Annotated in this window: 23 protein-coding genes; 14 read left to right on the forward strand and 9 right to left on the reverse strand. The window is 57.7% G+C overall.

Going from position 1 to position 21,298, the window contains the following annotated elements; all coding sequences use genetic code 11:
* Window positions 1–5 precede the first annotated feature (5 nt).
* Window positions 6–947: a LytTR family DNA-binding domain-containing protein gene (locus KCG46_RS01250; protein ID WP_255551708.1), complete on the reverse strand. Its 942-nt coding sequence runs from the start codon at window positions 945–947 to the stop codon at window positions 6–8.
* A 45-nt stretch (window positions 948–992) separates the two neighbouring features.
* Here KCG46_RS01250 and KCG46_RS01255 point away from each other — a divergent pair, with 45 nt between their 5' ends.
* Window positions 993–1,553, forward strand: a complete 561-nt coding sequence (locus tag KCG46_RS01255) for a DUF2306 domain-containing protein (protein ID WP_255551709.1) — start codon at window positions 993–995, stop codon at window positions 1,551–1,553.
* Between the two features lie 35 nt (window positions 1,554–1,588).
* On the opposite strand, the gene KCG46_RS01260 is transcribed toward KCG46_RS01255, so the two are convergent.
* The 3 genes from KCG46_RS01260 to KCG46_RS01270 are packed head-to-tail and all read right to left on the reverse strand — an operon-like array spanning window position 1,589 to window position 4,058.
* A complete protein-coding gene (locus KCG46_RS01260; protein ID WP_218403550.1) occupies window positions 1,589–2,170 on the reverse strand; it encodes a Smr/MutS family protein in 582 nt (193 codons plus the stop codon).
* Window positions 2,167–3,363 (reverse strand): murein transglycosylase A, encoded by a 1,197-nt coding sequence (gene mltA / locus KCG46_RS01265; RefSeq protein ID WP_369410147.1) that lies wholly within the window; start codon window positions 3,361–3,363, stop codon window positions 2,167–2,169. Before mltA ends, KCG46_RS01260 begins: the two co-directional genes overlap by 4 nt.
* A gap of 35 nt (window positions 3,364–3,398) precedes the next feature.
* Entirely contained in the window at window positions 3,399–4,058 is a 660-nt protein-coding gene (locus KCG46_RS01270) for a Tim44/TimA family putative adaptor protein (protein WP_218403551.1), read from the reverse strand.
* Window positions 4,059–4,374: 316 nt separating this feature from the next.
* On the opposite strand from KCG46_RS01270, the gene secB reads away from it, so the two are divergent.
* The 4 genes from secB (at window position 4,375) to KCG46_RS01290 (ending at window position 8,373) form a co-directional block, all read left to right on the forward strand.
* Window positions 4,375–4,899 (forward strand): protein-export chaperone SecB, encoded by a 525-nt coding sequence (gene secB / locus KCG46_RS01275; RefSeq protein ID WP_218403552.1) that lies wholly within the window; start codon window positions 4,375–4,377, stop codon window positions 4,897–4,899.
* Between the two features lie 26 nt (window positions 4,900–4,925).
* Window positions 4,926–6,509, forward strand: coding sequence for a murein biosynthesis integral membrane protein MurJ (gene murJ / locus KCG46_RS01280; protein ID WP_218403553.1), 1,584 nt, complete (start codon window positions 4,926–4,928; stop codon window positions 6,507–6,509).
* Between the two features lies 1 nt (window position 6,510).
* A complete protein-coding gene (gene trpS, locus KCG46_RS01285) occupies window positions 6,511–7,530 on the forward strand; it encodes a tryptophan--tRNA ligase (protein ID WP_218403554.1) in 1,020 nt (339 codons plus the stop codon).
* Window positions 7,531–7,713: 183 nt separating this feature from the next.
* Window positions 7,714–8,373: a DUF4136 domain-containing protein gene (locus KCG46_RS01290; protein WP_255551710.1), complete on the forward strand. Its 660-nt coding sequence runs from the start codon at window positions 7,714–7,716 to the stop codon at window positions 8,371–8,373.
* A gap of 89 nt (window positions 8,374–8,462) precedes the next feature.
* Here KCG46_RS01290 and dut read toward each other — a convergent pair whose 3' ends face one another.
* A complete protein-coding gene (gene dut, locus KCG46_RS01295) occupies window positions 8,463–8,954 on the reverse strand; it encodes a dUTP diphosphatase (RefSeq protein ID WP_218403555.1) in 492 nt (163 codons plus the stop codon).
* Window positions 8,951–10,612, reverse strand: coding sequence for a bifunctional phosphopantothenoylcysteine decarboxylase/phosphopantothenate synthase (locus KCG46_RS01300; RefSeq protein ID WP_218403556.1), 1,662 nt, complete (start codon window positions 10,610–10,612; stop codon window positions 8,951–8,953). The genes dut and KCG46_RS01300 overlap by 4 nt, the downstream gene beginning before the upstream one ends.
* Before the next feature lie 239 nt (window positions 10,613–10,851).
* Here KCG46_RS01300 and KCG46_RS01305 point away from each other — a divergent pair, with 239 nt between their 5' ends.
* Entirely contained in the window at window positions 10,852–11,232 is a 381-nt protein-coding gene (locus tag KCG46_RS01305; protein WP_218403557.1) for a DUF4345 family protein, read from the forward strand.
* On the opposite strand, the gene ubiB is transcribed toward KCG46_RS01305, so the two are convergent.
* Window positions 11,233–12,795, reverse strand: a complete 1,563-nt coding sequence (gene ubiB, locus KCG46_RS01310; RefSeq protein WP_218403558.1) for a 2-polyprenylphenol 6-hydroxylase — start codon at window positions 12,793–12,795, stop codon at window positions 11,233–11,235.
* A 45-nt stretch (window positions 12,796–12,840) separates the two neighbouring features.
* Complete coding sequence (locus KCG46_RS01315) at window positions 12,841–13,608, reverse strand: class I SAM-dependent methyltransferase (protein ID WP_218403559.1); 768 nt, start codon at window positions 13,606–13,608, stop codon at window positions 12,841–12,843.
* A gap of 74 nt (window positions 13,609–13,682) precedes the next feature.
* Between KCG46_RS01315 and mutM the strand changes: the two genes are divergently transcribed.
* The 7 genes from mutM to KCG46_RS01350 all read left to right on the forward strand — a co-directional run bounded on the left by mutM (window position 13,683) and on the right by KCG46_RS01350 (window position 19,741).
* Window positions 13,683–14,498, forward strand: a complete 816-nt coding sequence (gene mutM, locus KCG46_RS01320; RefSeq protein WP_218403560.1) for a bifunctional DNA-formamidopyrimidine glycosylase/DNA-(apurinic or apyrimidinic site) lyase — start codon at window positions 13,683–13,685, stop codon at window positions 14,496–14,498.
* Between the two features lie 260 nt (window positions 14,499–14,758).
* Window positions 14,759–15,019: a 30S ribosomal protein S20 gene (gene rpsT / locus KCG46_RS01325; protein ID WP_218403561.1), complete on the forward strand. Its 261-nt coding sequence runs from the start codon at window positions 14,759–14,761 to the stop codon at window positions 15,017–15,019.
* Window positions 15,020–15,534: 515 nt separating this feature from the next.
* A complete protein-coding gene (gene dnaA, locus KCG46_RS01330) occupies window positions 15,535–16,938 on the forward strand; it encodes a chromosomal replication initiator protein DnaA (RefSeq protein WP_218405228.1) in 1,404 nt (467 codons plus the stop codon).
* 96 nt (window positions 16,939–17,034) lie between these two features.
* The gene (locus KCG46_RS01335; RefSeq protein ID WP_218403562.1) at window positions 17,035–17,808 is read left to right on the forward strand and encodes a HesA/MoeB/ThiF family protein; all 774 of its coding nucleotides are present in this window, start codon (window positions 17,035–17,037) and stop codon (window positions 17,806–17,808) included.
* Window positions 17,805–18,212, forward strand: coding sequence for a YidH family protein (locus KCG46_RS01340; RefSeq protein ID WP_218403563.1), 408 nt, complete (start codon window positions 17,805–17,807; stop codon window positions 18,210–18,212). Before KCG46_RS01335 ends, KCG46_RS01340 begins: the two co-directional genes overlap by 4 nt.
* Window positions 18,213–18,313: 101 nt before the next feature.
* Entirely contained in the window at window positions 18,314–19,102 is a 789-nt protein-coding gene (gene yaaA, locus KCG46_RS01345; protein ID WP_218403564.1) for a peroxide stress protein YaaA, read from the forward strand.
* A gap of 162 nt (window positions 19,103–19,264) precedes the next feature.
* Entirely contained in the window at window positions 19,265–19,741 is a 477-nt protein-coding gene (locus tag KCG46_RS01350) for a hypothetical protein (protein ID WP_218403565.1), read from the forward strand.
* Window positions 19,742–19,798: 57 nt separating this feature from the next.
* On the opposite strand, the gene KCG46_RS01355 is transcribed toward KCG46_RS01350, so the two are convergent.
* Window positions 19,799–20,509 (reverse strand): NAD-dependent deacylase, encoded by a 711-nt coding sequence (locus tag KCG46_RS01355; protein ID WP_218405229.1) that lies wholly within the window; start codon window positions 20,507–20,509, stop codon window positions 19,799–19,801.
* A 36-nt stretch (window positions 20,510–20,545) separates the two neighbouring features.
* Here KCG46_RS01355 and dapB point away from each other — a divergent pair, with 36 nt between their 5' ends.
* Entirely contained in the window at window positions 20,546–21,274 is a 729-nt protein-coding gene (dapB, locus tag KCG46_RS01360; protein WP_218403566.1) for a 4-hydroxy-tetrahydrodipicolinate reductase, read from the forward strand.
* Window positions 21,275–21,298: the final 24 nt, after the last annotated feature.

A 21,298-nucleotide genomic window follows, 5' to 3' on the forward strand; every position in this document is an offset into this window, starting at 1 on the left:
CGGCGTTAAATCCAGCCGGCGTCGCGCAGGACAGCGACATTCGCGCGGCTCACCGGGGCTTCCATATCTCGCGCCAGCTTCAACCGGATATTTCGGCCGTCGCGCACCACATCCTCCACCGCGTGGCGCGCAACCCACCAGCTGCGGTGAACCTGTTGGCCTTCGATATCGGCCACATGCACCATCGCATCGCGCAGGCGCATGAGGACCAGTTCTGACCCAAGCGCAGTATGCGCCCGCACATAGTGGTCTTCCATCTCCAGCGCGATGATGTCGCTACCAAGTTCTGCAGGAAGCTGAGCGATCAACGGATTGCTCGACGCGGTGCCGGGCGGCGTCACTTTCTCTGGATCGGAGTGAGCAACATCGGGAACGACCATTTCTGTCTGATCCCTGCGCGCCTCGATCATATAGAAGAACGCCGTGATCCCGCCGCCAACCAAGAATACATTGAAGTATGAGAACAATGCCTGTTCAAGTGATGGCAACGGCACAGCACTCGGCAGGAAACCCATCGACCAGACAATTGCCGTCATCGGAAGTGTCGCCAGCGCCACTGCGAACACCCAAAGCAGCGGACGCGGCAACTCGAGCAGATCGTACAACCGGTCGACCACCCAGCTCATCGGGCTGTAAATCGCATATCCGATCCACGCGAAGCTGACCCAGCCGACCAGACGATAGGCGAGTGGCTCTGCGAAACTGCCGAAGGGCCCTACGAATGCCAGCACCACGCCAATCACGGTCATAATCACAAGATCGATGACAATCTTGCGGGCGAGTGGCTTGGCAGGAGCGGGCTTGGCTGTGTCCATACGCTCTACCTGACTGCCCATTCGCGCTTCGTAAAGTGGCAAAGCGCCGGAAATCCGCCGTTTCCCGACCAAATCACGAAGCCGCGCACCCTTTCGCGCAGATGCGATTGCGGGCGAACGGGCAGACGGCATTGTGGCTCCAACGAACACAAACAAACCGTGATTGGAGACAGACCGATGACCGTACTTACCGAGAAATTCATGCTGCCATTTTCGCAAAAGAGCAGCCGCAAACCACAAAAAACTCCGGCATTCGATATTAGCCCGCAGATGCGCGCAATTGTGATGCTGGCGGCCACCACGATGACGCTAGCAGCGTTCTATGCAGTGGGCAGAGGCATCCTAGGATACGCGCCTGATCACCCCAATATTCGTCACCTTGCTGTCATCATCCACGTAACAACAGTGCTGCCAGCAATCCCATTGGGCGGCTTTCTCCTGCTCGCGCCCAAAGGCACCCCGATGCACAAGGCGCTTGGCAAGATCTGGGTCGCTTTGATGGTAGCCACCGCGCTGTCCGCAATCTTCATCCGGTCTGGAGAAAACTTCAGCTTCATCCACATCTTCATCCCCATGACCCTGTGGGCATCGTACAAGCTGATCGCGACAGCGCGGCGCGGCGATATGAAGGGGCACAAGAAAGAGATCTTGAGCCTGTATCTCGGCGCGCTGATGATCCCGGGTGTTGTAAGCTTTGCCCTACCGGGCCGTCTGATGAATGTCTGGTTGTTCGGGTAATCTGTCTGCCCGATCAAGGAACGGCGGTGCTGGGTTCAGCGCCGCCGTTTCAGCACGAGGTACAGCGCGCCCTCACCGCCGTGGCGAATATGCGCTCGGCGCACCGCAGCGATGCTATCCGCGTGATGGCTCGCGGCGAGCCAATCGAGCATCTTCGCACGGATCGCCCCGCGCTTGCTGCTGCGATCTGCTGGATCGACCGGGCGCTCACGCCCTGCGATCACCAACACCAGCCGCGCATCCATTGCCCGCGCCTGATCAATGCCGCTGATGATCCGGCCATAAGCGGTATCGAGCGTGTGGCCATGCAGATCGAGCGTGTAATCGGGCGCGAGCTGCCCCGCTTTCAATTTGCGGTTCCAATGCGAATCCAGCTCAGATGAGAAATGGCGACGGCGCGGCGGAGCCAAAGCAGCGGGTGGCCGCGTCGCGCCCGGTGCAGGCTTTGGCCGTTTGGGAGCGACCGGCTTTGGAGCGGTTTTAACTGGAGCAGGATCAGATGCTGCCGCACCTTTCGGACGGCTTGGCAGCTTTCGGCCTGCCATTGGCGTCACGCTTTCCGCGAGTTTAACCCAAGCGGTTTGCTCTTCGACGCTTAGGCCGCGCGGTGCGCTCATTGTTCGTTTGCGCGCAGCCGTTCGGCACTCGCTTTGGGTAGAAGAATAACCGCAGACCCGCGCCCGCTCATACCGCCTGCGATAGTGCGCGCTTCATCACCTGCGCCCCAGAATGTGTCGAACCGATTGGGGCCCTTGATCGCGCCGCCTGTATCTTGCGCAATCCAGATGCCGTCGGCCACGTCGCGGTCGAGATCAAGGATAACCGGCGCACCGTAAGGCACATAGCGCGGATCAACAGCAACAGCATTGCGCGGGCGAACGGGCACTCCAATCGAACCAAGAGGGCCTTCGCCTTCGAGTTCACGGAAGAAAACCCAACTTTCATTAAGCCGCATTAGATCGGCCCCATCGCGCGGGTTCTCGCGCAGATATTGCATTATACCCTGCATGGATCCGGCGTATTTACCCGGACCTTCGCCCAGCAAGCCGCGTTCGCGCATGACGCCGCCAATGCCGGTGTAGGAATGACCATTCTGTCCGGCATACCCGATCCGAACAACATCGCCGCCATCGGTGACCAGACGCCCGGAGCCCTGAATTTGCAGAAAAAAGAACTCGATCGGGTCGCTGGCATATCCGATGATTGGAGCGCGTCCGTCCAGCGCGCCCTGCTCAATCTCAGCCCGGGTAGAGTACGAAACACAGGAACCATCAGACATCCGGCGACTCAAAGGAGCGCGACCAGTCCGTTCGGCTTGCGGAATATCCTCGCGCCAGCAACGCTCCAGATCATTCGGAACACCGTAAACCGGCACATCCGCAGCGCTGCGCCGGGTACGGCTGCCACGGATTTGTGGTTCGAAATATCCGGTCGCAAATGCGGCGCCATCGCCGACTCGCACGGGCGTGAACTGGGTCACGAAAAATTCTGACGCCTCATTCCGAGGCCAAGTGGCTGCGGCGGCGCAAGGTGTCTCCCAATCATCAGGGCGTGTCAGGCCGGATCGGTCTGTCCGCCTTGTTGCGACACCGCATGACAAAAGAAACGCATCAAGATCAGCGACAGCCTCAGCCCTGGCCATGCTGCTAATATCTATCCCGACCAGCGGAGTAGCGCCCAACAACGCAGCCGATGCCGGGATTGGGGTCGGAGGAACATTTGCCGATGGCGTGTTCGCCTCTGGAATCAGCCGACCGCAACCGGCCAGCAAAAGCAGTATCGCCAATGCCGGGCCAATGCGCATCATCATTTTCCTATTCGTTGCGGTCCGAAGACCGTTGGAAATCAACCTTCGTCGGTTTCGTCCAGAACCCAGTTCGGGTCACGCGCGCTGACATTGCGTGAGAAGGTCCAGATGTCGCGGCTTTCAATCGCATCGTCGAGCGAACCGGCGACGACATTTCCATCTTTGTCGCGAGTGACAGCAGCGATATCAGCGACAAACAGCATCGAAATGCGCGCCATACGGTGATCAAGCGAAGCCGAATGGACGCGGCTTTCTTCGATCCGGATCAGTTTGTTGTCGAGCGTTTGGCCGGCTTCCTCGCGTGCATCGATAGCAGCTGTGAAACCTTCATAAACATCATCATCGCACAGCTCGCGAAGCGTTTCGCGGTCACCGGTCCAGAACGCCTCAAGCACCATTTCATAGGCGCCCTTTGAGCCTTCGACAAAAGCAGGCAAATCAAACGAACGATCTGCATCGGCAATTTCGCGAACGCCGCGCTCGACCGCAGGCATCACGCCTTCAAGCTCGACAACGCGCGGCTGAGCGGCAGGAGCAGCGGTCTGCGGCTGCGCCGGTTGACCGGCTTGATTGCTGCCGGGATCGTATTTCTGAGTGATCGATTCCTCTTCATGCTCGGCGCGCTGGCCCAGCACAGAATACAGCCTGAGCCCCAAAAAAGCGGCGATCATGGCGAGGATGACGATTTCATAAATCACGATAAGGGTCCGATTACTCTTGCGGCCATCAGGCTGGTCGCTTTGCCTACAAGGTCATGCGTGAACACAGCGTTAGCCATCATCTCGCGCCCTATAAAGTTCATTCGTGCCTTAAATAGGCATCAATTACAATTCTCCAACAGCCAATTGGTTGCACTTCTTTGCGCATTTTGGCCATTTCGTCCGGTTGCGAGCACGCTTTGCGCCTGCTAGGCGCGCGCCGGAATATTTCTCTCAGTGCAATAGCCGCGCATCGGGCCTATGTCTGTCGCAGTCTATGCAAGTTCACTTATAAAATTTCGAAAGATTGAAAATTATGGCCGACGAAGGCGACATCCTGCAAAACCTCGACAACCAAGCCAACGGCGCGGACACGCAGCCTTCGGCAGCGATCATCACGCAATACATCAAAGATCTTTCGGTCGAAAACCCGAATGCTCCGGGTGTTTACCAGTGGAAAGACCAGCCGCAGGTCGATGTCCAATTTAACATCGGCACCGAAGCTGTCAGTGAAGAAATTCATGAATGCGCTTTGAAGATCAACATTACCGCGACCGCCGAAGCAGGCCCTGCATATATCGTCGAGCTGTCTTATTGCGGGCTGGTTGGTATTCGCAATGTTCCCGAAGATCAGGCGCACGCATTCCTGTTTGCAGAAGCACCGCGTATCCTCTTCCCGTTCGCGCGCAACGTCGTGGCCAACGCGGTTCGGGATGCCGGCTTCCCGCCGCTGCTGCTCGATCCAATCGACTTCAACGGCCTTTATATGCAGCAATTGCAGGCAAAACGCGCGCAGGAAGGCGGCGAGGGCACTATGCCGCCAGCTGAAGGCAACGCGTAAGCGGATGCCGGTGCGGGCCTGAATTTATGAGCCTGCTCAAAAACGTCGGAACTATCGGCGGGCTAACCATGCTCAGCCGTATCGCCGGAATGGCGCGCGAGATGATATTCTCGCGCGTCCTCGGCGCAAACGCGGTCACAGACGCGTGGTTTCAGGCTTTCATCATTCCGAACGTGTTCCGCCGCCTGTTTGCCGAAGGCGCATTTTCGGCGGCTTTTGTGCCGATGTTTTCAAAGCGGCTGCACGGGCACGATGACCCGGAAAAGGGGCTGGAAGAAGCCAAGAGTTTCAGCGCCGATGTTCTGAGCGTTTTCCTGCCCGTTCTGATCGCGCTGGTCGCGGTGTTCGAAATTGCGATGCCGGGCGTGATCTGGCTGCTTTCAGAAAAGCCGGTTGATGCGGAAACCTATCCGCTGGCGATTGATTTCGCGCGGATCATGTTTCCCTACATCATCCTTGTCAGTCTGGTGACTTTGTTCACCGGCATGCTGAATTCTGTGTCGCGCTTTGCACCGGGTGCGAGTTTTCCGATTATCCTCAACCTGGTCCTGATCGCCGCATTGCTGACCGGCGAGTGGTTCGCCGAAACGACCGGCGCAAGCATTCAACAGATCGCATATGGTGTTGCATGGGCCGTAACCGGCGCAGGCGTGATGCAGCTCGCATGGCTGTATTACTGGACACGGGTCGAGGGGTTTCGGCCGAAGCTACTTTGGCCTCGTATCACTCCGGAGGTGAAACGCCTGTCGATCATCGCGCTTCCGGCTGCGATTGGCGGCGGCGCGTATCAGATCAACACGCTGGTCCAGCTCTACTTCCTCAACCAGCTTGAGGATGGATCGGTCAGCTACATGAATTACGCCGACCGGCTTAATCAGCTGCCGTTGGGCATTATCGGTATCGCGCTCGCGACCGCTATTCTGCCGAGCCTGTCCAAATCCGTTGGCGGCGATGACAAACAGGGTGCCGACCGCATTCAATCCGACGCGATTGAGCTTGCCATGCTTCTGACGATACCGGCAGCAGTTGCGCTGGCGATTTGTGCGACGCCGTTTGTCACGATGATTTTCCAAGGCGGACGCTTTGAAATGGCCGATGCGGCGACGACCGGAAACGTGCTCGCTGCTCTGGTATTGGGCTTGCCCGCCTATGTACTTGTCAAAGTGCTCGTGCCCAATTTCTACGCCCGCGCCGATACGAAGACACCGGTGATCGCGGCCTTTATCTCGCTGGCGGTCTTTATCGGTTTCAACTTCGCCTTGCTTGGCCGTTTCGGCATTCTCGGCGTTGCCTATGCCAGCGTGATCGGCGCGTGGATCAACGTGACATTCCTGCTGATCGTGCTCGCACACCGCAATTTTTACCGTGTGCCCGGAGCGTTAGTCTTGCGGATCGCACGGCAAGTTGTAGCAGCCGCCGCGATGGGCATTGCCCTGTACTACACCCGAGACATGCTCACTGGTTGGTTTGCAGCTGGGCTGTTTGCGCGGCTAGGCGCGTTGCTGGCCCTCGTTTCGGCAGCAGCCATTGTCTATTTCGGGGTTGCATTCGCAGTCGGAGCCATCGACCGTAAACGCATCACCGCACTCACAAAGAAGAAAGCACTCTGATATGCGCGTCGTTTCCGGCATCCAGCCCACGGGCAAGCCGCATCTTGGCAATTACCTTGGCGCGATCGTCAACTATGTGAAACTGCAGGAAGAAGCGCACGCGAATGGCGGACAGTGCTTTATCTTCCTCGCAGATCTTCACGCCATTTCTATGCCACATGATCCGGCCGAGCTGACGCGCAACACCCGCGAAATGGTCGCCACGTTGGTGGCCTGCGGCGTTGATCCCGCCAAAACCGTGCTGTTCAATCAGGCGCAGGTTCCGGCCCATGCAGAGCTGCAATGGCTGCTGAGCGGTACCGCGCGAATGGGCTGGCTCAACCGGATGACGCAGTGGAAAGACAAAGCGGGCAAAAACCGCGAAGGCCAATCCATAGCGTTGTTCACCTATCCCGTCCTGCAGGCCGCAGACGTGCTGCTGTATCAGGCGACGCATGTTCCGGTGGGCGAAGACCAGAAACAGCATCTGGAACTGGCCCGCGACATCGCGCAGAAATTCAACACCGATTTCTGTCCGGAAGACGCGCCGCTCTTTACCTTGCCAGAACCTTACATCCCGCCCGCAGCCGCGCGGATCATGTCTCTGCGCGATGGCACATCCAAGATGAGCAAATCCGACCCGTCTGAGATGAGCCGTATCAGCCTTACCGACGATGCCGATACGATCATGAAGAAGGTCAAAAAGGCCAAAACTGACGCTGAGCCGCTGCCAAGTGAAGAGAAAGGTCTGGAGGATCGCGCTGAGGCCAGAAACCTCGTTGGTATCTATGCCGCTCTGACGGGCAAAACCCCGCAGGAGGTACTGTCAGACCATGGCGGGCAAGGTTTCGGCGCGTTCAAGCCGGCGCTTGGCGAAGTGCTGGCAGAGACGCTCGCGCCGATCAACGCGCGCTTTCTGGAACTGAAAGACGATCAAGAAGCGCTCGACGCAATCCTAGCTCGCGGAGCCGCCCGCGCCCGCGAAAACGGTTTGCCGACGCTGGATGCGACGTACAAGGCGCTTGGATTGGTGCGCGGATAACGCCTCATCGCCATTCAAACCCGGTTCAGCCCCGCGCTTTACAGTGCGGTGGGCTGGTGTCACTTTGCGCGTTCGAGGTCAGGCTCATGCCTTAGGGCAGCTACGAGGGGGACGTGCACGGCTTCACTGGTGGACACACATGCGCTTTTTCGTGATTAGTGCATCAAACAAATAGGGTATGCCATGAAACAACCTCTTTCGACCTCGCTCAAGCGCTTTGCGCTTCCAGTAATGCTTGCTGCGGGCCTTTCCGCCTGCGCGCCATCTTTCAACGCTGACGTATCGCGCTTCACTGCGACTTTACCAGCGCCCCAGGGGCAAACTTTCGCCGTGGTGGCTGATGATCCGAAGCTCGCTGGCGGGCTCGAATTCGCGCTCTATGCGGATATGGTCGCCGCTGAGATGCAAAAGCTGGGATACACCGAGGCAGCGTCACCTTCGGAAGCAAACTTGCTCGCCCGCTTTGATTACGGTGTCGACAATGGCCGTGAGCGCGTGCGCACAACAGGCCGCGGGTTTAACGATCCGTTCTTCGGCCCATGGGGCCGGGGCTTTGGCTTCCGCCGCGGCTTTGCATTCGGCTTCCACGATCCGTTCCTCGCTGGGCCGGAAGTGCGCAGCTACACCGTTTATGTCGGTGACATTGATTTGAAGATCGACTCGACAGCATCTGGCGAGCGTTTGTTCGAAGGTCAGGCCCAGGCAGCCTCCCGAACGAACCGTTTGCAGACACTTGTCCCAAATCTAGTCGAGGCCTTATTCACTGATTTCCCTGGAAATTCTGGCGAGACGCTGCGAATTACGATCAAGGAAGACGGAAAGACCGTGCGCCCGGCGCGTTAATCGGTTAAGTTGCAATAATCACAACCCTTGGACGGGACGTAAGGGGCGGCGCAAGGGATCAGCGCCGCCCTTTTTGATTCTACTTCGGATCAGAGGTTCGCGTGACCGCCGGTTGAGCCGAAGCCGCCTGCACCGCGCTCGGTCGCGTCGAGCTCGTCCACTTCCTGCCATGCCGCTTGCACGACCGGAGCCAGCACCAGCTGAGCAACCCGGTCGCCGCGCGCGATGACAAACGGTTCGCTACCGTGGTTGATCAGCAGCACTTTCAACTCGCCGCGATAATCGCTGTCGATAGTGCCGGGCGTGTTAGGCACGGTGATGCCATGTTTGAACGCGAGGCCAGAGCGCGGGCGCACCTGAATTTCGTATCCATGCGGGATGGCCATTGAGAGGCCCGTGGCCACGGCATGGCGCGCAGCCGGGTCGATTGTCACATCTTCAGCCGAAACAACATCCATGCCCGCCGCGCCCGATGTCGCGTAGAATGGCAGGGTCAGCCCTTCGCCATGCGGCAATCGTTTCAGCTCGACCGAGACCTGCGCCCGGGTCGGTGTGCCTTCGGCACCAATTTCGCGGCTCATTCAGCGGCCTCTGCTTTAAGGGATGCGGCGATCCGCTCGACCAGCGCCATCGCGACGGCAGCCTTTGGCATTTCGTCCAAGCTTTCGACGCCGTCGCCGGTGACGATATGCACGCGGTTGTTGTCGCCGCCCATCACATCGCCCGAAACATCATTAGCGACGATCCAGTCGCATGCCTTGCGCTTGCGTTTCTGTTTGGCGTGATCGAGCACGTTGTCGGTTTCAGCGGCAAAGCCAACAACCAGTTCCGGCCGGTTGCTGCCAGCGGCAACATTGGTGAGGATGTCGGGGTTTTCGGTAAGCATCAAAGCTGGCGGGGCAGAGCCGCGCTTCTTGATCTTCTCACCAGTGTATTCTTTCGGGCGCCAGTCTGCGACGGCTGCGACCATCACCGCGACATCGGCTGGCAGAGAGGTTTTCACCGCCTGGTTCATGTCAGCGGCGCTTTCAACGTCGATCCGGTCAACGCCCGCCGGTGTCTTGAGCGATACGGGCCCAGCTACTAGCGTGACTTTCGCCCCAAGAGCAGCAGCTGCGGCAGCGATGGCAAAGCCCTGTTTCCCGCTCGACCGGTTGGCGATGTAGCGTACCGGATCGATCGATTCCCATGTCGGGCCAGCGGTGATCAGGACATGACGACCATCAAGCGGCTGGTAACCGGCATCCACAGCGAACACCTCACCGCCCAGCGCGTCTTCTTCGACAGTTTCGATACCGGAAGAGCCAACAGGAGCAGCGGCCTTTTCGCCCTCAACATGTTCAGGCTCAACCTTGCGATCATCAATCATGTGGTTGATGGCTTCAGGATCGATTGGAGGCGCTGATCCGGCGCCGCCTTTCTTGGCGAGCAACGGCCCGCCCATATCGGGATTGAACTCGATCTCTTCTTCTTCGACCGGCGGCAGATCCTCGTCCGCGATTTCCTCTTCGCCTTGCTCTTCAAGCTCGGCGAATTCGGTTTCGATATCGTCGTGGCTGCGCTTTGCAGTGGAGCGCGGGATGATTCTGGAGAGCAAACCACCGAGGCCTGTGGATGCTGGCTCGTCTTCCGGCTCCAACGCCTCAACGTGCTGATCGTTTGCGGGTGCAGGCGGCGCAGTTTCTTCGACTTCGATGCCGAAATGCGCTGCGATCTCTCGCCAGATCGCTTCAGGTTCGGGAAGCCGGCCATAGCCAAACTCGCCGCACGCCATTGGTCCCTCATCGGGGTGGAGTACCTGCACACCTGCCTGACCAAGCAATGCAACATTGCGCTGTGTCGAGGCATGCTCCCACATGCGTACATTCATCGCTGGAACAGCCATCACAGGCTTGTCGGTTGCGAGGATAAGCGTGGTCGCGAGATCGTCTGCGATCCCAGCACTCATCTTTGCCATCAGATCGGCGGTTGCCGGGCACACCACGACCAGATCGGCCTCACGGCTAAGCTGGATATGCCCCATCTCCGCCTCGTTCTTAAGGTCGAACAGGCTGGTGTAGACTTGATTTTCGCTGAGAGCCGCAAGCGACATTGGCGTAACGAATTGCTGACCGCCTTTGGTCACAACGCAGGTCACATCGCCGCCGCCCTTACGGATCAGACGAACGAGCTCGCAGGATTTGTAGGCCGCGATACCGCCGCCAACGACGAGCAGGACTTTGGGAGCTGCGCCGTTCACCGTGCGCGCTCCATCGAAACCGCTTTAGAAAGGCCATTCGAGCCAGTCATTTCGTCCAAGTCTCCATTGCCCGAATTGAGCGGAAAATCTGTTTGCGCTGCGTAGCCTAGCCGTGCTGCGCCGCTGCGCCAAGACTCTACGCGAATTCCCAGTCTGCCATGGGGTGCAATGGTTAAATTTTCTTGAGCGGCGCGCCGCTTTGTCCGATACGGTCAGGGAGACGAGGGGGACTTCAGATTATGATTATCGCATTGCGCATCGGGCTCGCTTTAGGCGGGTTGCTGTTGGTCTATATGGGTTTTGGCTTTTTGACCGACCCGGTCGGTTCAGCGGCCAATTTCGGACTGGCAGTAGAAGGCGTGCATGGAACCACATCAATCCGCGCGGATATGACAGCCTTTTTCGGCGTCAGCGGTGCATGCTTTATCTATGGAGCATGGGCGCGCAGAGGCGATCCATTGGTGATCGGCGCGGCATTGATGTTGGTGACGCTCGCCGCGCGCCTGATCAGCCTCGCCATTGATGGCAGTTTTGAAGGCTTCGTTCCGCCGATGGTGGTCGAAGCTTTGCTGGGTATTTTCGGATTGATCGGCGCAAAGGTGCTGCCCCAAACGCGCTGATTAACCCAGCCAACCCATGCTGGAGGCGCCCCACATGGCGCCCGCACCGGCGAGGATGGCGACGAGATAGCTGAGGCGTGATCCGCCGCTGCGTTCCTTGCGATCCGTGAGCAGCTTGATTTCCGGCAATGGCGGCGCTTCTGGCGCTCCTCCTTTTGCGGGGAAGCGTTCTTCGATCCGGCGGATCAGATCGGGCAAACGCATCAATGTCTGCGTGTCCTCCTTGATCCGTTCGGCAACGGCGGCTTCCGGGCCAAGCTCATCGCGGATCCAGCTGCGCACGTAAGGCGCGGCGGTGTCCCACATATTGATGTCTTCGTTGAGCTGCGTGGCGATACCTTCGACCATGACCATGGTCTTTTGCAGCAGCAGCAAATGCGGTTGGGTCTGCATGTCGAAATCGCGGGTAATGGCGAACAAGCCGTCGAGCATCTGCCCGACCGACAGTTCTTTCACCGGCTTGCCGCGCATCGGCTCGCCCACTGCGCGCAGAGCAGTCGCAAACTCGCCGACCGAATGATAGCTCGGCACATATTGCGCCTCGAAATGGATCTCAGCGACGCGTTTGTAGTTGCCTGTAGTCAGTCCGTAGAGGATCTCCGCGAGCCATTGCCGCGCGCGGCGGTCAATCCGGCCCATGATGCCAAAATCAATCGCAACGATTGTGCCGTCATCTTCAACAAACAGGTTCCCCTGATGCATATCGGCATGGAAGAAGCCCGCGCTAATGGCTTGGGTCAGGAATGAAATGACCAGCTTTTCAGCAATCGCATCCAGATCATGCCCGCGCGCCAGCAATTCATCTGTGCGGCTGATTTTGACTCCATCGATCCATTCAATGGTCAGCACGCGGCCATTGGTCCGGTCCCAATCAACTTCGGGAATGCGGTATCCGCCAACACCCGACATTTCCTCGGCAAGTTCGGAGGCAGACGCTGCCTCACGCCGCAGATCAAGTTCCGAATTGCTCCACCGTTTGAAGTTAGCAATCGTCAAACGCGGACGCAGACGCGTTGCCTCTCCGCCCATCGCCTCAACGTGGGCCGCAGCCCACTCATAGGTTTGAATGTCCTTTGCGAACTTCTCACGGATGCCCGGACGCAGCACCTTTACGGCAACCTTGCGGCCATCGGTGGTGATGGCCTTGTGCACCTGTGCGATCGACGCAGCACCAACCGGTTCGGGATCAATCTCAGAAAACAAAGCCTCAATCGGTTGCCCGAAAGCGGCTTCGACAGATGCCTTTATCTCTTCAAACGGAACCGGCGGGAGACTGTCCTGCAGGCTAAGCAAATTGATCGCGGCTTCTTCGCCGACCAGATCGGGGCGGGTCGCCAGTGATTGCCCCAGCTTGATTGCAGCAGGGCCGATTGCGCGAAACGCGCCCGCATAGTCCGGCTCACCTCGCTTGGTCGTGAACGTTGCCCAGCGCGCAAGTTTGACCAGCCGTTTTACCGGCGTGGGCGCATTGGGATCGTCTTCAATACCCACAAGAGCGCGGCGACGCGCCAGAGTGGTGCCCCAACGGGCGAGGCGAAAGAGATGGACGACGGGAGAAGTCATAATGTCAGTGCGTTTGGATCACGGATAAGTTCCGCACATATCCAATCAAATTTTCCACCCCGAATGAATGGCCACCGCGCCGCCCAGAATCGGCTCGACCTTGGTATTGGTGAAACCGGCCGCGCGTATCATGCTTTCAAATTCGGGCATGCTCGGAAATTTGCGGATGGATTCGACCAGATAACGGTACGAATCGGCGTCACCTGCAATCGCCTGACCCATGCGGGGCAAAAGCTTGTCGGAATAGACGTCATAGATTTCTTTAAAGCCGGACCATTCTGTGGTCGAAAACTCCATGCAGTAAAACCGCCCGCCGGGACGCAGCACACGGTATGCCTCGGCCAGCGCTTTATCTTTGTATGTCACGTTCCGGATGCCGAATACGATTGTGTACGCATCGAAACTGTTGGAGGCGAAGCTGATCGTTTCAGCATTCTGGCATGTGAACACCAGGCTACCGGTCTCTTCATTCTCGGCCCGCTCCATGGCGCGCTCTGCACCCACATCCAGCATATCCTGATTGATGTCAGCCACAGTGATGTCAGCTCCGCGATCCGCCATCCGGAAAGCAATGTCGCCAGTGCCGCCCGCCATATCGAGAACTTGCTCGCCGGCCTGCGGTTTTACGCGTTTGACAAAACGGTCTTTCCAACCGCGATGCATACCCATCGACATCGCATCATTCATAATGTCGTATTTGCGCGCGACGCTCGAAAACACCTCACCCACGCGGCGGGTCTTTTCCTGCGGGCTAACATTTTCGTAGCCGAAGCTGACGGTATCTTGGGCGGCGTCTTGAATGCTTTCAGTCATGCCGTGTGCCTTAGTGAAGTTTCGGTGGGTCGCAAACACTTGAATTGCGGGACAAGGCCCGCGAAACGGGTGCCATGCCTGAATTACCCGAAGTCGAAACCACTGTACGCGGCCTCGCGCGCTTTCTTGATGGCGCGCGGATCACCCGCGTCCAGCTCAATCGCCCCAATCTGCGCCGCCCCTTCCCGCCTGATCTGGTCCAAGTGATGACCGGCGCGACTGTCACGCATCTATCAAGACGCGCGAAATACGGCCTGCTGCATCTGGATCGCGGATCGGCAATGATCTTTCACCTCGGAATGAGCGGGCGTTGGCGGATCGATCCGGAAGAACCGGACAAGCACGACCATCTCGTGCTGGAAACGGCAAATCACCAATTTGCATTGTGCGATCCGCGGCGGTTCGGGTCGGTCGACCTGATTGGCGAACCTGATCTGGATCAATGGCCGCAATTCGCCGCTCTGGGCCCAGAACCATTGGGTTCGGGTTTGAGCGCAGAACATTTGAAGGCTGCACTGAAAGAAAAGACGCAGAGCATTAAACTGTGCCTGCTTGATCAAAGGATCGTAGCGGGCCTTGGCAATATATATGTCTGCGAGGCATTGTGGCGAGCGGGTATCCATCCCACCAAAGCCGGGGGCAAGGTGACCAAGCCGCAACTGGCCAAGCTGGTTCCTGCTATCAAAGACGTGCTGGAAACCTCGATCCAAGATGGCGGGTCATCTTTAAGGGATTATGCGCAGCCTGATGGTGAACTCGGCTATTTCGCAACCCGCTTTGATGTTTACGGGCGGACAGGCGAACCATGCCGCAGGGAAGATAACGGGACAATCAGGCGCATCGCCCAAGGCGGGCGCAGCACATGGTACTGCACAAAGTGCCAAAAATAGAAGCAGAGAATGCCCCTGTGCATTTGGCGATCCCGGCGCGAAGCAGCCGCAAGGGCGACTGTCCGCCCGCAGCGCCTTAGGCGCGAGGATTTCGCGTTGCGGATGCAATGCGGCCTACAAACTCCAACTTTTCTTGACGATTCGGCCTTGTCGCCGTATGTGCCCCGCTTTCCGGCAGTGAAATGCCGTTTTTCGAACACCACCGAGAATTGATTCGGTCGCAATAGCGACCCTTAAAGAACGCGAGACAGAAACAACCTATGGCCAACACGCCGCAAGCCCGTAAGCGTATCCGTCGCAACAACAGCCGGACCGAAGTCAACACCGCCCGTATGAGCCGCATCCGCGGTTTCGTGAAGAAGGTGGAAGCTGCTTGTGAAGCAGGCGACAAGACCGCCGCTTCCGAAGCGCTTAAAGCTGCTCAGCCGGAAATGGCTCGCGGTGTTGCTCGCGGTGTGATGCATAAGAACACTGTCGCACGCAAAATGTCGCGTCTTTCAAAGCGCATCTCTGCGCTCTGATTCGTTTTTCGGGGCTACCGATTCGGCTCTGAAACACGCGATTTTACATATGAAAATGCCTTAGGGCCGCTCCGTAATGGCGCGGCCCTTTTGTTTTGGCGGCTCAATAACGACGCGGCCTCAACGCAGTGAATTGAAAAGCCTAGGATTCCTCGCGATTCGCGCACCTTAAATGGTGAATTCATCGTTAAAACAAACACTTGAACGGGCGCCTGCGGGGTAGAGCCGAGTCAACCCGATATATTTCAGTTTTTTTAAAATTCCTCGCTTGCGCAAATGCTCGCGAGGCTCTTTATTCGCATCTCACCCGGGGCGGGACAGCCTGGGTTTTAAGAAGCTGAATGATAGGGGGCACCCGAAAACCTAGGTTTTCGGGCCGGGATGGATTTTGCCTGTCGAACAGACAAGAAATGCGACTCGGATGCGGCTCCGGGCGTGGGATAGTTTTGGGGAATAGAGACGTGCACGATACCAATAAGGCGGGATCAACCCGTCGGAAAGCAGATGATGACCTGATGGAAGATGCAGAAGCCGTAAATCTCGCCGCGGACTGGTCTGATATCAGCCGCGGTCTTCGCAAGGACCTTGGCCATCAATTGCACAGCCAGTGGATCAAACCGATTCAGGTTGGCGGCATCAACAAAGAAAACGGCGTACTGGACCTGTTCCTCCCGACCGAGTTTTCGGCGAACTGGGTTAAGGATCGCTTTCAGGATCGTCTCCAACTCGCATGGAAAATCGCACGCAGCGAAGTGCGCAGCGTCAATATTCAGGTTCACCCCGGTCGGCGTCAGTTGCCCGAACTGCGCCTTGATGACGGCCGCCGCCCCGCCAATGATGGCGCAAGCGCAATTGCGGTTGCCGCTGGAACAATCGGCGAAGCTGGCTTCACCAGCTCTGTCGGTCTCGACCCGTCACTGACATTCCAGGCATTCGTAACTGGCGAAGCCAATGTGCTCGCCTGCAACGCAGCCCAGCGCATGGCCGCAACCGAGCAGCCGCAGTTTTCGCCGCTCTATTTGAAAGGTGCGACCGGACAGGGTAAAACCCACTTGCTTCACGCAATCGGCCACGCCTTCCTTCAGGCGCATCCGCGCGCTCGCATTTTCTACTGCTCGGCAGAGCGGTTTATGGTCGAGTTCGTTCAGGCCCTCAAAGCCAATCAGATGATCGAGTTTAAGGCGCGCCTGCGCAGCTTTGATCTGCTTTTGGTCGACGATATTCAGTTCATCATCGGCAAGGCATCGGCTCAGGAAGAGCTGCTTTATACGATCGATGCGCTGCTCGCCGAAGGCAAACGTCTGGTATTCGCTGCCGACCGCGCCCCGCAAGCATTGGACGGTGTTGAACCGCGCTTGCTCAGCCGCCTTTCGATGGGACTGGTTGCCGATATCCAAGCCGCCGATATCGAGCTTCGCAAGAAAATCCTCGATTCGAAACTGTCGCGCTTTGCGCCGCTTTCGGTTCCGGAGGACGTGATCGATTTCCTCGCCCGTACCATCACACGCAATGTGCGCGAATTGGTCGGCGGTTTGAACAAGCTGATCGCTTATGCGCAGCTGACCGGACAGGAAGTCTCGCTTAATCTGGCCGAGGAACAGCTGACCGATATTCTGTCAGCCAACCGCCGCCGGATCACGATTGATGAAATTCAGCGCACGGTTTGCCAGTTCTTCCGGATTGACCGCAGCGAGATGTCTTCAAAGCGCCGCGCGCGCGCCGTTGTGCGCCCGCGTCAGGTTGCGATGTATCTATCGAAAGTGCTCACACCGCGCTCCTATCCAGAGATCGGCCGCAAATTCGGCGGACGCGACCATTCCACGGTTATCCACGCCGTTCGCCTGATCGAAGATCTGCGGACGCGCGACGCCGATATGGATGGCGATGTGCGGAGCCTTTTGCGCCAGCTCGAAAGTTAACTCGCACACAATTTCCGCATATTCTGAACACACTGATCGACAGGGCTATACACAGCCCTGTCGACAGGCTGTGCACAGCCTGTAAACAGCTTCTCCATGAGCTTGTCACCAGCCAGACTTGATCGTTTTGCGCGTCATATCGTGCTGCCTGAAATCGGCGGCGCGGGTCAGGTTGCGCTGACGGGAAAGCACATTGCAATTATTGGCCTCGGCGGGATCGGTTCGCCCGCGTTGCAATATCTCGCCGCGTCGGGGATCGGGCGTTTCACACTGGTCGATGATGATGTCGTCGATGTTAGCAATCTGCAGCGTCAGACGATTTTCACCACCCGCGATGTTGGCCATGGCAAAGCGACCAGCGCGCGCCGCTGGCTCGCCAATTTCGATGAAGCCTTGACCGTCGATATATCGGATTCCCGGATCAGTCCGGAGAATGCAGGCCGGTTGATCGAAGGCGCCGATCTGGTGCTGGACGGCACAGACAATTTCGCCACTCGCCTTGCGGTAACCGATGCCTGCGTTGCGGAACGCACCCCGCTTTTATCGGCTGCTGTAGGCCGGTTTCAGGGGCAAGTCGGTGCCTTTGCAGGCCACCTTGCCGAACACGCTTGTTACCGCTGCTTTGTCGGCGATGCGTTCGACGCAGAAGATTGCGACACGTGCGCCGATGATGGAATGCTGGGCGCGATGGCGGGTTGGACCGGCAGCTTTGCCGCAATGCAGGCGATCCGTATCTTGCTGGAAGGTGTGAGCGCCTATGGCAAACCTGGCTGGGGCAAGTTGCATATTCTGGATGGAATGAAGCCGGGGATGCGGACGCTCAACATTGCGAAGGACCCGGCTTGCAAAGGATGCGGAGTGGTAGAATGACCGGCGAGAAAAATTCAAACGAACTCGCCGAAGATCGCACTGATCTGGCCGAGGATCGGACAGATTGGGCAGAAGACCGGACCATAATGGCGAATGAGCGAACCTTTGCCGGATGGATGCGAACGGGCCTCGCCTCGGTCGGTATCGGGCTCGGTTTCAACGCGCTGTTCAACACGATGGAGCCGGCATGGGTGCCCAAAGCAATCGCCACCATTTTCATGATCATCGGCATCTTCGTTTTTTACGCCGCGCAGCAAAAAGGCTGCGCCGTGCAAAAACGGCTCGATGCCCACAAGGCGGAACCGATCAAGCAGATCAATATGCAACTGATCGCGGGCTTTATGGGATTTGCGAGCGCGCTGCTGGCTATTGCCATCTGGTTCATGAAGTTTCCCGAAGTCTAAAGTGTATTTGCGAGGTGCACGCTAAGGGCACGCTTGAATTCGCGTGTAGGAATGCCAGGTTCTTTCCTTACGAATCCCACTCCTTTGTTTAGGACACCCCGATGATCACTCTTTTGTCACCAGCCAAAAAACTGAATTTCGAACCGGGCGAAACCGCACTCGAAGTGACACGCCCGCGGCTGGAGGACGACACGAAGGCCATTGCAAAGGTCGCGAAGAAACAATCGGCGGCTGATCTGAAACGGCTGATGCATATCTCGGATAATCTTGCCGAGCTTAATGCCGAGCGGTTCAAGGCCTTCGATCTGGATGGCCGCAGCAATTCGGCAAAGCCAGCTGGCCTTACCTTTGACGGGGACGTCTATTGGGGCCTTGAGGCAAAGAGCATGGACGATGCGGCGCTTGCCTATGCGCAGGATCATTTGCGTATCCTGTCTGGCCTATATGGCTTGCTGAGGCCGATGGATGCCATCCAGCCTTACCGGCTTGAGATGGGCACCAAGATGGCCAATCCACGCGGCAAATCGCTTTACGATTTCTGGGGCAGCCGGATCGGTGAAAAACTGGCCGATGATTTGAAGGGCCACGGCGATAACACCATCGTAAACCTTGCCTCGAACGAATATTTCAAAGCGGTCGATACAGACGCATTGCCGGGCAAAGTGATCGAGGCCAGCTTCCTGAATGTGAAAGACGGCGAAGCGCGGCGTTTGATGTATCACGTTAAATTCGCGCGCGGATTGATGGCTCGCTGGATCATAGAAAACCAGATCGAGAACGCGGACGATCTGCGCGGCTTTGACGCAGAGGGCTATCGTTACGATGCGAGCGCTTCGAGCGAAGGCGAGCTGGTCTTCACCCGCGAGCAGCCTCCGGTGAAGAAGAAGTAGCGACAACTATACGGCCCAACACCTTCTCCACCCGCGTCAGCACCAAACCGCTCACTGTCTAGAATCCACAATGTTGGATACGGGCTATGCTTCCTATGAAAATTTAGTATTCAGCGCTCTGTAGCTATCGTCAGGCCATGTTTGGATCTTAAGGAGTTCGTCATGAAAAAAAGCATCTTTGCCCTTTGTCTCGTTGCGTTGTTGACGACTGCACACGGCCTTACACCAACTCATGCTGAGAGCACTGCAGGCAATTTGATAGAACTCAAATCAGGCACATGGAAAGCCGACATCAAATTGCTGAACTTAGCTAGCCAAACAGTTGTTCAAACTTCCGAAGCCAAACTTTGCGCATCCGATCAGATTACGTCCTTCGACCAGATCGAAAAGGTATTTTTAAACAAGTACCTGGAAGCAGGCTGTTCATTGTCTGACCGAGAATTCAACAGCCTAAATAACGTGACCATATTGAAGGCAAAGATGACATGCGGGGCCCTGTCCGGGCCGATCTCAATTGCGAGTGGCAATAACGATATCAAAGTCGGTGTAGAGATGTCAGGTGATCCCGGCAACGGAGTGGTTGTCGGGAAAGATATGAAAACCAATTTCGATTGGCAGCATGTTGCGAATGAATGCTGATCGTCTTTCGCTTCGCTGTGCCATCACCTACGGGATGTGAATGTTCGGGTTTGCGCCCTAGCTGAGAGCAGCACCCAAAACCTCATCCACCCAGCGCGGCACCAATTCTCCTGCCGGACCGTGGCGCGCTTCGTGGAAGAAATGCGTGCCCTCACTCGGCTCCAGATTAAGCTCCAGCGTCTGCGCGCCCGATTGCCGCGCCTCCTGAACGAAACCCGCCGCCGGATAGACCGCGCCGCTCGTTCCAATGCTGACGAACAAGTCCGCCGATCCGAGCGCGCCGTAAATCCGCTCCATCTGATACGGCATCTCCCCGAACCACACGACATCGGGGCGCAGGGTTGGCGCCTGACAGACCGGGCATGGCGGACGGTTCGCCATCGTATCATCCCACGGGCTGCGTATCTCGCAGGACGTGCAAAGCGCGCTCTTTAGCTCACCGTGCATATGCAACACTTGGCGTGACCCTCCCCGCTCGTGCAGATCATCGACATTCTGCGTCACCAGCAAAAACTCTCCGGCAAACTCGGCCTCCAGCTTGGCCAGTGCGCGGTGGGCCGGATTGGGCTCTACCTTGGCCAAAGCCTCGCGCCGCATATCGTAAAAGCCGAGCACCAGATCGGGATCGCGCGCGAAACCTTCGGGCGTCGCTACATCTTCAACCTTGTGCTGTTCCCACAACCCTCCCGCCGAACGGAAGGTGTCGATCCCGCTCTCTGCGGAAATGCCTGCGCCTGTAAGGATGACGATGCGGTTTATCTCTGCCATAATCACCATAGAAACACGGTGGAGGCTTCGGGATCAATGGCGCAGTTTGGCATTATCGGACACAAGGGCCGGATGGGCTTGGCGATCAGCGTCGCAATCGAAGAGGCAGGCCACGAATTCCGGGTCGGCGTGGATATGGGCGGCGACCCCACCCCGCTGCTGGACCAGTGCGATGTGGTGGTAGATTTCTCTTCTCCTGACGCGCTTGAAACCAATTTGAAAGCGGCGCGCACCGCTGGCATTCCGATCCTGATCGGCACAACGGGCCTTGAAAAGGAACATTTCGTCATGTTGGCGGAGACCGCAAATACGATCCCCGTTCTGCAAACAGGCAACACATCGCTCGGCGTGACATTGCTGGCGCATCTGGTGAAGGAAGCCGCAGCGAAGCTTGGCCCCGACTGGGATATCGAAGTGCTGGAAATGCACCACCGGATGAAAGTCGATGCGCCATCGGGCACCGCAAAACTGCTCGGCGAAGCAGCGGCGCAGGCTCGCGGCGTGAACCTGTCCGACGCGATGGATAGCGGGCGTCACGGACAAACGGGCGCGCGGACCGAAGGCGACATCGGCTTTGCCACATTGCGCGGCGGCACGGTTGCAGGTGACCACAGCGTGATCTTTGCCGGAAACGAGGAGCGCATCACTCTGTCGCATGCAGCCGAAAACCGGATGATCTTTGCCCGCGGCGCAGTGCGCGGGGCGGAGTGGCTGATCGGCAAAGACGCAGGGCGCTACACAATGAATGATGTGCTGGGGCTTTAGTCACACAATGCAGGGGGATCAGAT

The sequence above is a fragment of the Erythrobacter crassostreae genome (assembly GCF_019204045.1).
In the GTDB taxonomy this organism is placed as follows: domain Bacteria; phylum Pseudomonadota; class Alphaproteobacteria; order Sphingomonadales; family Sphingomonadaceae; genus Erythrobacter; species Erythrobacter crassostreae.